The organism is Bacillus sp. FMQ74, assembly GCF_001875785.1.
GTDB lineage: Bacteria > Bacillota > Bacilli > Bacillales > Bacillaceae > Bacillus > Bacillus stercoris.
The window spans coordinates 38,859-51,831 of sequence record NZ_MOEO01000009.1; the positions used below are offsets into that span (position 1 = coordinate 38,859).

14 protein-coding genes are annotated in these 12,973 nt (G+C 45.9%); 3 read left to right on the forward strand and 11 right to left on the reverse strand.

Annotated features, from left to right (window positions below):
* Window positions 1-28: 28 nt before the first annotated feature.
* The 5 genes from pruA to BLL41_RS16590 form a co-directional block, all read right to left on the reverse strand.
* Window positions 29-1,576 carry an L-glutamate gamma-semialdehyde dehydrogenase gene (gene pruA, locus BLL41_RS16570; RefSeq protein WP_003234655.1) on the reverse strand — a complete coding sequence of 516 codons (1,548 nt, stop codon included), beginning with the start codon at window positions 1,574-1,576 and terminating at the stop codon, window positions 29-31.
* Window positions 1,577-1,592: 16 nt separating this feature from the next.
* On the reverse strand, window positions 1,593-2,504 hold the full coding sequence (putB, locus tag BLL41_RS16575; RefSeq protein WP_080478302.1) for a proline dehydrogenase PutB: 912 nt from the start codon (window positions 2,502-2,504) through the stop codon (window positions 1,593-1,595).
* 189 nt (window positions 2,505-2,693) lie between these two features.
* Entirely contained in the window at window positions 2,694-3,476 is a 783-nt protein-coding gene (locus BLL41_RS16580) for a nucleotidyltransferase domain-containing protein (protein ID WP_071578691.1), read from the reverse strand.
* A gap of 83 nt (window positions 3,477-3,559) precedes the next feature.
* Window positions 3,560-4,516, reverse strand: coding sequence for a cephalosporin C deacetylase (cah, locus tag BLL41_RS16585; RefSeq protein WP_071578692.1), 957 nt, complete (start codon window positions 4,514-4,516; stop codon window positions 3,560-3,562).
* Window positions 4,517-4,587: 71 nt separating this feature from the next.
* Window positions 4,588-5,562, reverse strand: a complete 975-nt coding sequence (locus BLL41_RS16590) for a LysR family transcriptional regulator (protein WP_071578693.1) — start codon at window positions 5,560-5,562, stop codon at window positions 4,588-4,590.
* A 117-nt stretch (window positions 5,563-5,679) separates the two neighbouring features.
* Here BLL41_RS16590 and BLL41_RS16595 point away from each other — a divergent pair, with 117 nt between their 5' ends.
* The gene (locus BLL41_RS16595) at window positions 5,680-6,441 is read left to right on the forward strand and encodes a class I SAM-dependent methyltransferase (RefSeq protein WP_071578694.1); all 762 of its coding nucleotides are present in this window, start codon (window positions 5,680-5,682) and stop codon (window positions 6,439-6,441) included.
* Window positions 6,442-6,468: 27 nt separating this feature from the next.
* On the opposite strand, the gene BLL41_RS16600 is transcribed toward BLL41_RS16595, so the two are convergent.
* Window positions 6,469-7,029 (reverse strand): shikimate kinase, encoded by a 561-nt coding sequence (locus BLL41_RS16600; RefSeq protein WP_071578695.1) that lies wholly within the window; start codon window positions 7,027-7,029, stop codon window positions 6,469-6,471.
* A 255-nt stretch (window positions 7,030-7,284) separates the two neighbouring features.
* On the opposite strand from BLL41_RS16600, the gene tmrB reads away from it, so the two are divergent.
* Window positions 7,285-7,878 (forward strand): tunicamycin resistance ATP-binding TmrB, encoded by a 594-nt coding sequence (gene tmrB, locus BLL41_RS16605; protein ID WP_071578696.1) that lies wholly within the window; start codon window positions 7,285-7,287, stop codon window positions 7,876-7,878.
* 49 nt (window positions 7,879-7,927) lie between these two features.
* Here the strand turns inward: tmrB and nadE are convergent, their stop codons facing one another.
* On the reverse strand, window positions 7,928-8,746 hold the full coding sequence (gene nadE, locus BLL41_RS16610) for an ammonia-dependent NAD(+) synthetase (RefSeq protein WP_071578697.1): 819 nt from the start codon (window positions 8,744-8,746) through the stop codon (window positions 7,928-7,930).
* 129 nt (window positions 8,747-8,875) lie between these two features.
* Window positions 8,876-9,472, reverse strand: a complete 597-nt coding sequence (locus BLL41_RS16615; RefSeq protein WP_003246345.1) for a DUF1989 domain-containing protein — start codon at window positions 9,470-9,472, stop codon at window positions 8,876-8,878.
* 129 nt (window positions 9,473-9,601) lie between these two features.
* On the opposite strand from BLL41_RS16615, the gene BLL41_RS16620 reads away from it, so the two are divergent.
* The gene (locus BLL41_RS16620; RefSeq protein ID WP_071578698.1) at window positions 9,602-10,942 is read left to right on the forward strand and encodes an amino acid permease; all 1,341 of its coding nucleotides are present in this window, start codon (window positions 9,602-9,604) and stop codon (window positions 10,940-10,942) included.
* Between the two features lies 1 nt (window position 10,943).
* On the opposite strand, the gene BLL41_RS16625 is transcribed toward BLL41_RS16620, so the two are convergent.
* The 3 genes from BLL41_RS16625 to BLL41_RS16635 form a co-directional block, all read right to left on the reverse strand.
* Entirely contained in the window at window positions 10,944-11,705 is a 762-nt protein-coding gene (locus BLL41_RS16625; protein WP_071578699.1) for a YqcI/YcgG family protein, read from the reverse strand.
* 69 nt (window positions 11,706-11,774) lie between these two features.
* Entirely contained in the window at window positions 11,775-12,404 is a 630-nt protein-coding gene (locus BLL41_RS16630) for a LysE family translocator (protein ID WP_071578700.1), read from the reverse strand.
* Between the two features lie 73 nt (window positions 12,405-12,477).
* A complete protein-coding gene (locus BLL41_RS16635; RefSeq protein ID WP_071578701.1) occupies window positions 12,478-12,942 on the reverse strand; it encodes a MarR family transcriptional regulator in 465 nt (154 codons plus the stop codon).
* Window positions 12,943-12,973 lie beyond the last annotated feature (31 nt).

Here is a 12,973-nt window from a genome sequence, read left to right on the forward strand (position 1 = left end):
GCAGGGAGGATGCCCATTTAGTCCCGCTTTAGAACATTTCACTGATTGTTTTTGCTTGCATATGCAGTGCCAAGTAATCCGGTCCGCCTGCTTTTGAATCCGTTCCGGACATTTTGAAGCCGCCAAACGGATGGTAGCCGACGATAGCACCTGTACAGTTGCGGTTGAAGTATAGGTTTCCAACATGGAATTCCTGTTTCGCACGCTCAATGTGCTTGCGGTTGTTTGTGATCACCGCGCCTGTCAAACCATATTCAGTATTGTTTGCCACTTCTAAAGCTTCATCAAAGTCTGACACTTTACAAAATGCAACGACAGGTCCGAAAATTTCTTCCTGCATGAGTCTTGCTTTCGGATCAAGGTCAGCGAAGATCGTCGGTTTGATGAAGTATCCTTTCGAATCATCACCAGTGCCGCCGCTTACTAAACGCCCTTCCTGTTTTCCGATCTCAATATAGCTCATAATTTTATCATAAGAACCTTGGTCAATGACAGGTCCCATATAAACATCTGCACTGTCAGGTTTAGCAGTTACTTTTGATTCCGTAATTTCAATGACACGCTCTAACACTTGATCATACACTTTTTCATGGACAACTGCACGTGAACCTGCAGAACATTTTTGTCCGGCAAAGCCGAATGCAGATGTGAAGATCGATTGAGCCGCTAATTCAATGTCCGCATCCTCGTCGACAACAACCGTATCTTTACCGCCCATTTCAGCGATGACACGTTTTAAATGCTGCTGGCCCGGCTGAACCTTCGCCGCGCGTTCGAAAATTCTCGTACCAACTTCTCTTGATCCCGTAAATGTGATAAGGCTTGTTTTCGGATGGTCAACAAGATAGTCGCCTACTTCTGCTCCGCTTCCTGGAACAAAGTTGACTACGCCTTTTGGCAATCCGGACTCTTCAAGCACCTCAACAAATTTTGCTGCAATAACAGGTGTAGCACTCGCAGGTTTTAGAACCACTGTGTTTCCAGTAACGATCGGTGCCACTGTTGTTCCTGCCATGATCGCAAACAAGAAGTTCCACGGCGGAATAACAACTGTCACTCCAGTCGGCGTGTATACATATTGGTTTTTCTCGCCTTCACGGCTGTTGACCGGTTTGCCTTTTGCCAGTTCGATCATTTGGCGTGCATAATACTCCATGAAGTCAATCGCTTCAGCCGTATCTGCATCCGCCTCGTTCCAAGGCTTTCCTGCTTCTTTTACAAGCAAAGCGGAAAATTCATGTTTTCTTCTGCGGACTTTGGCAGCAGCGCGGAACAGGACAGCCGCTCTCTCTTCAGGGGATGTGTATCTCCACTCTTCGAATGCTTTCGCAGCCGCTTGAATCGCTTGCTCAGCGTGCTCTTGAGAAGCTTTTGACACTCGGCCGACGACTTCTTCTTTATCAGCCGGGTTGATTGAAACGATTTTCGCTTCTGTTTCTACCCTCTCGCCGTTAATGACAAGCGGATAGTCTTTTCCTAAATATTCGCTTACTGTCGCAAGCGCTTTTTTAAACGCCTCCACGTTGTTTTGGTCTTGGAAATTTGTGAATGGCTCGTGTTTGTAAGGTGTTGTCATGATAATCTCTCCTTTTTTACTTCTTTGTCATTCCTTTGAAAGCGAATGCAATGTTTGACGGACGTTCTGCAAGGCGTCTCATAAAGTAGCCGTACCAATCCTCGCCGTATGGCAGGTAGACTCTCATGTTATAACCTTCTTTTACAAGGCTGAGCTGGGTTTGCGACCGCATGCCGTACAGCATCTGAAATTCAAACTTGTCATTGGCAATGCCATGTTCCTTGGCAAGCTGCTTTGTAAAGTCGATCATTTTGTCGTCATGTGTGGCAATCGCTGTATAGTGACCGTTTAAGAGCTGCTTTCGGATGATTTTTTTGTAATTTTCATCGACATCGCTTTTCTCCGGGTAAGCTACTTTTTCCGATTCTTTATAAGCTCCTTTTACAAGGCGAAGGAACGGGTTTAAAGAATCTAAATCGTCAATGTCTTTTTCCGTCCGGTACAGATAGGCTTGCAGCACTGTGCTTACATACTCGTATTTCCTTCTGAAATCTTTGAAAATATCAAGCGTTTTCTGGCATCTGACTTCATCTTCCATGTCGATGGTGACCATGATTTTATGCTTCTCAGCCGTCTGAAGGATTTTCGTCATATTTTCATACACCAGATCCATATCTATATCCAGACCTAAAGACGTCATTTTTAAAGAAACGTGTGAGTTCAGCTCCTGATCCGCAATGGTCGCAATGGTTTGAATGCACTCTTCCGTACGCTCCCGTGCAACCTCAGCACTGTTCACAAACTCGCCTAAATGATCGACAGTAACTGACAAACCTTGGCTGTTAAGCTGTCGAATGGTCGGGATTGAACTGTTAAAGTCATTCCCGCCGATAATTTTACCCGCTGCTACTCTGCTTCCCCAGTTCTTTGCCATTTTATTGAGAAAGCCGCTTTTGGATAAAAATAAGAAAAAATCTCTTGTGATCACTTCCAACCTCAACACCCCGCAATCTAAGAAGTATTTGTATGAGTTTATTGTAAATGGACAAAACCGTCGTTCACAATATTCTCAAAATACAAAGATTCTGATTATTTTTGTGGGTTTGCCACAATCAGATAGTTAGAAAGTCGGGGGACATTCTGTCGAATAAAGGGGAAAAGGAAGCGACAAAAAACATCAGCTTCCTCCATCCTTCCACACTTCTTCAACCGTATTCAAAAGCAAACGGTTCAATTCAGGTGTGATATCCTTTTGCTCTGCTTTCAGCGTTTTTGCCGCTTCCATGATTCTTTCGATTTCCGTTTCAATGAATTGGTGAATAACATCGATTCTTGCTTCGAGATCAAGTTCTTCCCCTCTTTTTTTCCGTTCAAGCAAGGTCTCCATTTCAGCCTTCAGCTCGGGTTCACGGACAAGCTCATTCATCAAAACAGTAAAGTCCATTGGCGGAATGGTTCCGTGCTTTTCAATCCACTTGCAGGCCAAAATAGGCCGAAGCACGTAGAAGTACTTTTTGATTTTGACCTCTTGTCCTTGTAGATAATCCTTGACGTTCCTTCTCGCCATATTGATATAGTGATACACGCTTGCTTCAGGCTTAAATGCCTCCGTGCGCAGTTTTCTTAACTGCTCTGCGGTCGTAAATGCTTCGTAATACACAATGTCTGAGGACAGCCATTCGAGGAGCGGCGGGTTTGACTTTTTGAAAAGCCGAAGCGTCTTTCTCAGCTCCCAGCCGCTGATATCCAGCAAATCGTGAATCGGTTCCTCAATGACATCACGCTCCTGCTCAATTGAAAAATACCACTCCTTTTTCGGCACATAAATAAAGCGGACATCGTAATCACTATCCTGCGACGGGAATCCCCATGCGCGGCTTCCTGACTCGACGGCATACACGATTTTAACCCCGTATGACTGCTCGATTCGTTTTAATTCATCAATGATTCTTTGTTTCATATCTATTCGTCTCCAGTCTGTTCTCATTCCGGCAGTTTACAGAAAAAAACCGCCTGAAAATATTTGGCGGCTTTTCACATTTATCAGCCTTTAAGATGCTGCTTAAAGAAAGCGAGTTTTTCCGTTTGAAAAGCAGGGATATACTCATGTCCGAAGTAACGGTACACCTTCAGCTCTTTCTCTGTTTCCAAATGATTGTAGGCGGCAAATACGGTGGAGGGCGGCGTGACCTTGTCAATCAGACCGATCGACATCAGGACAGGCACCTTTACTCGGTCAGCGAGATTCATAATATCGAAATATGAAAGTGTCTTCATCGCCTGCACTTCTGTTTCCGGGCTGCCATTTCTTCTAAAGAAAGAATTGATTTCAAGGTACGGCTGTTCAAGCGCCACATCAATGGCCCGTTCGAAGTTGCTTAAATAAGGATAATCGGCAACGGCGGCTTTTGGAATGTCTGACAGAGCTGCGGCGGCAATGGTTAATCCTCCGCCTTGGCTTCCGCCTGTCACGCCGATCCTTGTTTCGTCAACCTCGTCAAAGCTGCTGATCACTTCAAGCGCGCGGACGGCGTCCAAATAAACACCGCGGTAATAGTATGTATCTTTATCAAGAATGCCTTTCGTCATCCAGCCCAAAGCATGACCGTGCGGTGAAATACTCGTATCCTCGCTGCTCTGCTGGCCGCGGACAAGCATGCCGAATGCGGCGTAGCCATGAAGTGCCCAGTTTACCATTTCGTGAATTTCACCGTCATAGCTTGCATTGTAGCCATGATATTTCACGATCGCCGGATGCGGGCCTTCCTTGTCAGGCACCGCGTACCATCCGGCAATGCGGGCGTTTCCGAAGCTTTTATATGTGAGACGGTACACTTTTACTCCGTCAGCAGGATAGTCAACCGGCTGTAAATCAGGTTCAGCTTGGACTTTTGCAAGTTCATCCAAAGACAATTTCCAAAACTCAGAAAAATCTTTCGGTGCTGTTTTTTCAGGCTTATATGTTTGCAATTGGTCGAGCGGCAGGTCGAATAGTTGCATTTCCGATTATTCCCCTTTGTTTTATAAGATTTAGTTTGTATTCCTATACTACCACGTTTCGGATTTGTTTTCTAAATATTTTCATCTTTGTTTCCCAGACAGCCTTCATCAAACGTTTGTTTAAGGCCTTCCCTGCTCAGTTCCATAAAGGCCCGGGCGGTCAGACTGACATAGCGGTTCTTTAAAAAGACAAAGACGAGGGTTCGTGATGGCGCGGATTGAATCGATAAATAGATCACACCCGGATCTTTATCCCTTCTGACCATATTCGGTGCCATTGTCACACCTAATCCGTTAGCCACAAGAGATTGGGCGGTTTCAATATGGCTCGTCTTAAAGGCAGCATTCGGCTTAAAGCCACTTTCCGCACAGAGATCGAGAACTGTCCTGCGAAAGCCGAAGCCTTCTTTTAACAGAATAAAGGGCACGTTCCTTACCATGTCAAGCGGCACACACGGCTGGCGGCCCTCCTTACCTTCCAGCGCTTTCTCAATCAGCGCGATCATTTCCGGCGGCATCCATCTTTGTTTTTCCTTCGGCACTGCGAGAACAATCGGTTCCGTAAGCAAAGGTGTAATGGAGAGCCGTTCATCTTCGATCGGCAAAGATAAAACAGAAAGGTCAACTTCTCCCTTTGCCGTCATCTCCTCTAATGACACCGGATCTTTTTCAACAAGCTGAACCTTCACATGAGGATAGCGCGCCAAAAACTGCTTCAGCAGTGGGGGAAAGAGATATCTCCCTGTTACAGCAGGAATCCCAATCGAAAGCTTTTGCCCCAGTCCTTGCGAGCGCTCTTGCATCTCCCGGAGCAAGTCATCTCTGGAACGAATGATGTCCTCGGCTTTTTCAATGAAACGCCTGCCGTGGGGTGTCAGTGTAACAGAGCCATGGGATCTGTGAAAAAGAGTAAGCCCCAGCTCAGCCTCAAGCTTTTTGATTTGCTGGCTGAGAGACGGCTGAGCGATATGAAGATGCTCCGCCGCTTTTGTAAAGCTTTGGCGCCGGGCGATTTCCGCTGCGTATTCCATCACTTTAATATCCATTTCAGCCTCCATAGGTTGAACCTATCGTTTTTATCATTTTTATATCTTGGACGAATCATAACAGAAATTGCTAACATAATCCATATCATGATTAAACAAAAGAAGGAGATGGTTCAAATGACAAATGAAACACCGTTTTCTACAAACGCCGAGATGTATCGGGATGAGAAGGTATTTGCCGAGGGGGAAGATTTGGGACTGATGATCAAAACGGCGGAATGCCGGGCAGAGCATCGGGTGCTGGATATCGGAGCGGGTGCCGGCCATACGGCGCTGGCATTTTCTCCTTATGTACAGGAGTGCGTCGGTATTGATGCGACGAAAGAGATGGTAGAAGTTGCGTCCTCCTTCGCGCAAGAAAAAGGAGCTGAAAACGTACGCTTTCAGCTAGGAACGGCAGAGTCACTTCCCTTCCCTGACGATTCATTTGATATCATCACCTGCCGATACGCAGCCCACCATTTTTCTTATGTCCGCAAAGCCGTCAGCGAAGTTGCACGCGTACTGAAACAGGGCGGACATTTTCTTTTAGTGGATCATTACGCGCCTGAAGATCCCGTTCTTGATGAGTTTGTCAATCATTTGAACCGGCTTCGAGACCCTTCCCATGTTCGAGAAAGCTCATTATCAGAATGGCAGGCGATGTTCAGCGCCAACCAACTCGCCTATCAAGACATCAAAAAATGGAATTTGCCGATTCAATATGATAGCTGGATCAAACGAGGCGGAACCCCCGCCGACCGGGAAAAACAAATCATTAGCCACTTGAATCACGCAACAGACGAAGCACAAGACACGTTCTGTATTACATTAAACCAAAACGGACAGCCCGACTCCTTTTGTTTAAAAGCGATTTTGATACAAGGGATAAAACGATAAAAAAAGCCGTGCGCAGTGCACGGCTTTTTACATCGGCTGATAAAGATCCCAGCCAATTTTTAATGTCTCTACAATGTAATCGGCAACCTCTTCCGGGGAAAGGTTGTCTGTTGCCACTTTTGAATTGTGCTTGTCATAAATGACTTTTCTCTCGTTAAACAGCTGTTCCATTTCATCCATTGAACGGTTATGCAGCACCGGGCGGCTTTCGATCAATAAATCCGCGCGCTGCTTCCAGTTCTCCCATGACAGGTCCAAATGGAGCACGAGACAGTTTTCCAGACAGCAATTTCTGATTTCCTCTTGTTTAAAAGACCCCCCGCCCAAAGAAACGATTTTGAACCGTTTATTTTGGCAGATGTCTAAAATATATTCCTTCTCCGTTTTCCGGAAAAAGTCTTCTCCCTTTTCCTCAAACATCTCAGGGATTGACATGTTGAAATCCTTTTCGATCTCTTGGTCAATATCGATAAAATCTCTATATAATTTTTTAGCGACCAATTGGCCGATTGTTGTTTTTCCTACACCCATGAATCCGATCAGGACGATATTTCTTTCTCTTACTGGGATGGCTCGTTTAGCGTTCATCTTCGGCGAAATCCTCCTAAGGAATGAAATTTTATTTTCATTATATGCTTATTTAGCGAATATTTATATAGATGCCGGCTTGCCCGTCCTTTTCCGTTCAAACGTTTTTGCCTGAATGACATTCATTGTACACCATTTCTGCAGATATTTTAATACTTCGACGCAAAAAAGCATTAAAACCTTCTGTGTTTTTCCAGCTGATTCTTCGATCGAAGGGTCTTTTTTTGTATGATAAATAAGAAGGGAGAAATGGCGATGATCATTTGGATAAACGGGGCATTCGGTTCCGGAAAAACACAAACAGCCTTCGAACTGCACAGAAGGCTGAACCCATCTTACGTGTATGATCCCGAGAAAATGGGCTTTGCGCTCCGCTCAATGGTGCCGCAGGAGATCGCAAAGGACGATTTTCAAAGCTATCCCTTATGGCGGGCGTTCAATTACAGTTTGCTAGCTTCTCTGACAGATACATACCACGGCATCATTATTGTGCCTATGACGATTGTACATCCTGAATACTTCAATGAGATCATCGGCAGGCTCAGACATGAAGGCAGGATCGTTCACCACTTTACACTAATGGCTTCAAAGGAAACCTTGTTAAAACGGCTGCGTACCAGAGCAGAGGGAAAAAACTCATGGGCCGCCAAACAAATCGACCGCTGCATTGAAGGATTATCATCACCATTTTTTGAGGGCCACATTCAAACAGACAACCTGTCGATTCAGGATGTGGCAGAAACCATTGCCGCGAGAGCCAATCTTCCATTAGAGCCTGATACAAGAGGCAGTCTCCGAAGGTTCACCGACAGATTAAGGGTTAAGCTGAACCATATCCGCATCAAATAAAGCGCCTGTTCACGACAAAAGCCCGCTCCAAGAGCGGGCTTTCTTCAACTTATTTCCACCAGTCATCAAACATTGACGCCGGAACCTGACGTTTATGTTCAGTCATGCTGTAGCGTTTTTCCAATGCTTCTGATACTTTCGCTGATACTTGTTTTCCTTCGAGATAATCGTCAATCTCCTCGTAGGAAATGCCAAGCTCTGTTTCATCCGACTGCTGCGGTTTTTCATCGAGCAGATCGGCAGTTGGTTCTTTTAAGTATAAGCGTTCCGGTGCACCCAGCTCTTTCAGCAGGCTTCTCCCCTGGCGCTTCGTCAAGCCTGTCAGCGGCAGGAGGTCTGCTCCGCCGTCACCGTACTTCGTAAAGAAACCAGTCACTGCTTCAGCAGCATGGTCTGTTCCTAACACAAGAAGGCCTTCCTGGCCGCCGATCGCGTATTGCGCAATCATTCTTGTTCTTGCTTTTACGTTTCCTTTATTAAAGTCAGTCAGCTGGTCGCCGGTTTCCTGCTGATACTGATCCGAAAACGCGCTGACTGTCGATTTAATATCAAACTTCCATGATTTATCCGGTTTAATAAACTTCAAAGCAAGCTGGGCATCATCTTCATCCTGCTGTGTGCCATGCGGAAGACGGACCGCGATAAATTGAGCGTCTCCGCCCTCCTCGCGAATGCTCTCCACCGCAAGCTGAGCGAGTCTTCCCGCAAGCGTTGAATCCTGTCCGCCGCTGATTCCCAATACAAATCCTTTAGCACCGGTTTTCTTTACATATTGTTTTAAAAAATTGACTCGGTCCTCAATTTCTTGCTTTGGATCAATTGAGGGCTTCACATGTAACTCACGCATAATCTTTTCCTGCATGCTCATCCCAATCATTCCTCCTGTACATTTTCCCTTGTTACTGATCATTTCCCCAAATCAATGAAAATGAATCATGACTGTTATGTATCCCTCTTAAATATAGCACAGGTCTTCATTCACAGTGAACAAGAGAGATCAGCTGACTTCAACCCGTATGGATGTCACACTGTCGCCATTGCATTTCCCTTTTTCAATCGGGCAGGAAGAAAACGCGACAATTAAATCCATCTCCGCCCTGAGCCTTACATAATCTCCGGCATTCGAAAGCGGCGTTTCCACAGACAGATTCCCTTTCTCATCAAGGACAGTATTCATAAAAATCGCAAATGGGTAATGCATGTGAGGCTTCGGCACGCCAAACTGCTCAAGCGCACGGTTCATATTGTCATAGCACGTATCCTGAAACTCATCCTTTTGCTTCCCATATAAGAGCCTGTTCATATCAGGACGGCAGGCGGGCAGCAGCAGATCATGCTTGCCGACCGTATCTTCAATCAGGGTTAACATCGGCTTATACAGGTTGGAGTACAGATGGTCGTTGACCTTCACATGAATGGAATGATTGGCGTCTATCGTCGCTCCCTGATCAAGGTGTTCATAAAAATCCTTGGCATGGTATGCGACAAAGTCAGCCACCTGCTGCCCTTCTACATCAACCACCTTCAAAATCTGCCCCTTCTTCAGCTTCAGCCCAAGCCCTTTCTTCGGCTCCACAATATATTGCTGTGTCATTGGTTTGCTCCTTTTTTCATTAGTATGAACGTCCGCTTCCTTCTCCATGTAAAAAGAGGCAAAAATCCGATGTATATAAGCTTCGGACAGGTCGCAATCTAACCTTAGATAAAAGGGGTTGAATAAATAATGAGCCAAACAAAAAAAGACCAGCCAAAAGGGAATCTGGCTTGGTGGCAGCTGTCACTGATCGGAGTCGGCTGCACGATTGGAACAGGCTTTTTTCTCGGTTCCAGCATCGCAATTGTAAAAAGCGGTTTTTCCGTTCTCCTTTCATTTCTGATCGCAGGGATCGGTACGTATTTTGTCTTTGAACAGCTCGCCAAGCTGTCGGCGAAGCAGCCGGAAAAGGGCTCGTTCTGTGCGTATGCCCGAAAAGCATTCGGCAAATGGGCTGGCTTCAGCAACGGCTGGGTGTACTGGTCGTCAGAAATGCTGATTACCGGTAGCCAGCTGACAGCCATTTCGTTATTTACGAAGCATTGGTTTCCTCAAGTGCCGCTATGGGTGTTTGCCTCAATCTACGCGGTACTGGGGCTTCTTATTATTTTCACCGGCCTGTCTGTCTTTGAAAAAACAGAAAACGTGCTGGCAGTGATTAAAACAGCCGCTATTTTTATGTTTATTGTCATTGCCATTCTGGCTTTATGCGGTATCCTGTCAGGCGGAAATCATGGCATACATGTTCCAAATAAGACGAGTGAGTTTTTCCCATATGGCGCCATGGGGCTGTGGACAGGTTTAATCTACGCGTTTTACGCCTTTGGCGGAATTGAAGTCATGGGGTTGATGGCGGTTCACTTAAAAAAACCTGAGGAAGCGTCTAAATCAGGGAAACTGATGCTGGCGACACTGGCGATTGTTTATATCATTTCAATCGGGCTGGCTCTGCTTTTGGTTCCGTTACACGCGTTTACTGAACAGGACAGTCCGTTCATTACGTCATTAAAAGGATATAACCTTGAGATCATCCTTGATATATTTAACGGGATTTTCATCATCGCCGGGTTCTCGACCCTTGTCGCTTCGCTTTTTGCGGTTACGACATTGCTTTGTACGATGGCTGATGACGGTGACGCGCCGAAATGCTTTACTCTAAAGGAAGGCAAAAAAATATGCTGGCCGGCACTGGGGCTTACGTTTGCGGGGCTTGTCCTCTCCATTATTTTGTCGTTAGTGCTGCCTAAAAACATTTATGAGCATATGACAACAGCTGCGGGGCTTATGCTTTTATACACTTGGCTGTTTATCCTGTTCTCCAGTAAAAAGCTGACTGATCCTGAGGGCATGGGAAAAACGCAAATTTATTTAGCGATGATTCTGATTGCTGCGGCTGTGTCCGGAACATTGTTTGAAAAATCAAGCCGGCCCGGTTTTTTTGTGAGCATAGGTTTTCTTGTGATCATCGCCATCGTGACCATGATCTATCAAAAAAAGCAGGGTCATAAAGACCGCCCTGCAAGTCCGTGATTTATTTCATTTTGTTGAACATGTTCTTTAAATAAGAAAATGGGCACTTTGATACCTGTTTTTCGTCATCACGGAGGAAATACTGCTTCCATTCACGATTATCCTTTCCTCCGTACCAGCCTAATTGCGGGTGAATCGGAGCCTGATCATAGGCCTCTAAACGAGATCGGATCAGCCTGCTCATGTTACGGCCAAATGCAGTTGATCCATTTAGGTCATCAAACACCCACCTTGGCTGAAACGTGATCATAAAAAAAGGAAAGCTCCGGCTTCTTCTTGCCTCGTGCCCCGGTGTAGCGCACAGAATGAAATACGGCTCGCCGTCAAAACAAAACTCCCATTTATAATGCTCGGGATCGGCCGGAATGTCTTCCGGCCATTCTTTTTCGTCTTGATGACCCAGTCTATTTAAAAAGCGCCAAAACAGCTCTTCATACGCTTCAATCGAATAATGCTCCGCCAAATCTTCCGGTGTATCAAACAACACAACGAGAGATGCGTATTTTCCAGTGTCCCGCGATATCTTTCCGTACTCCGCAAGCAACGGAGCCAGTTCCTCCGCTGTACGGCTTTCCCGCGGATCTCCGGCAAAAGCAATGCGAAGCTGATCAGTCAGAAACGCCTGGCGTCCGGGAATGCACGGAAACGTATCCGCATCATCCGCCACAGTTTCTGCCAGCAGCTCAAAAGCGATTCTTTGCCATTCAGGAAGCTCTTCTTGAATACGTTCCAGAAAACTTTTGGTGTAAATCCCACTCACCATTGATCCACCTCCAGTATCATCTGGATACTATATTAAAACTGGAAGCGGCGGGTGACTGTCCTTTATGAATCAGCCCAATAACTGTTTGATGCCCTGATAACCAAAGTAAAGGCCAAACACGAGGAGTGATACACCGGCAATTCCGGTCAATCCTCTCAATAGCTTTTCATGAAGCAGGTTTCTGAATGTACTGGCTGTAATCGCCATGCAGAAATCCCAGATTAAAATGCCGATCATGATGCCGGAGCTATAGATCAGGAGCTGATTCATATTGTAGGCCTCTGCTGTTTTCGCAAGAATGCTTCCGTAAATTCCAAGCCAAAAAAGGATGCTCAATGGATTTGAGAGTGAAATGAGAAAACCTGAAGCGAACGTTTTCCTGTATGACGGTTTCCCCCGCGAGCTTCGCACATCCATCGGCTCTCTGACGTTTTTCAGCGTTTCAATTCCAGTATAGGTCAGCACAAAAAAGCCGAAGAGCCACAAAAACGTTTTCACAAATGGGGCGGTCAAAAACTGTGACAGCCCGAAATAGATAAAAAGCATGTATAGCCCATCCGCTGTCATGGCGCCTAAACCGAATATCCATGCATGCCAAAAACCGTTTTTAATTCCTTTGTCTATTTGCGCCGCATTCACTGGCCCCACAGGCGCAGACAAGGACAATCCCAGCACAATATAGCTCAAAAAAATGTTCACCGGCCCGTACTCCCTTCTCTTATGTAACTTGTACAATTTATTCGGGAACGGGCCAAGCTATGCACAAATTCACTTACTGTTTCAGACGTTCAAGCTCTTCCTCCATAATATCGGCGGCTTTGCCTACAAAACTGAAAATGAGTTCCAGCTCCTCTTCCGTATATTCGCAGCACAAATCCATCGTCGACTCAGACAGAGGACGGAACAAATCCTTTATATGTTTTTTCGAAGCAGTCAAAGGGACGATTACGACTCTCCTGCGATCGTTCGGGTCCTTTTCACGAGCCACATACCCCGCTTTTTCCAGCCGGTCAACAAGCGCCGTGACTGACCCCGTGCTGAGTCCGGTTTTTTTTCCCAGTTCCCCGGCCGTCATCGGACCTGCTTCATTTAAGATGTCAGCTGATTTCAAATCGGTGGGAAACAGACCGAGAGCTTGAGCGGCTGCCTGATGAAACAGGACCGTTCTTGTGCCCAGTTTTCGAAAAAGCTGAACAGCAGTCTTTTCCAACTCACTTCTGGAATTTCTTGTTGACAACTGACAGTCCTCCCTATAAAATCGAGTTTAT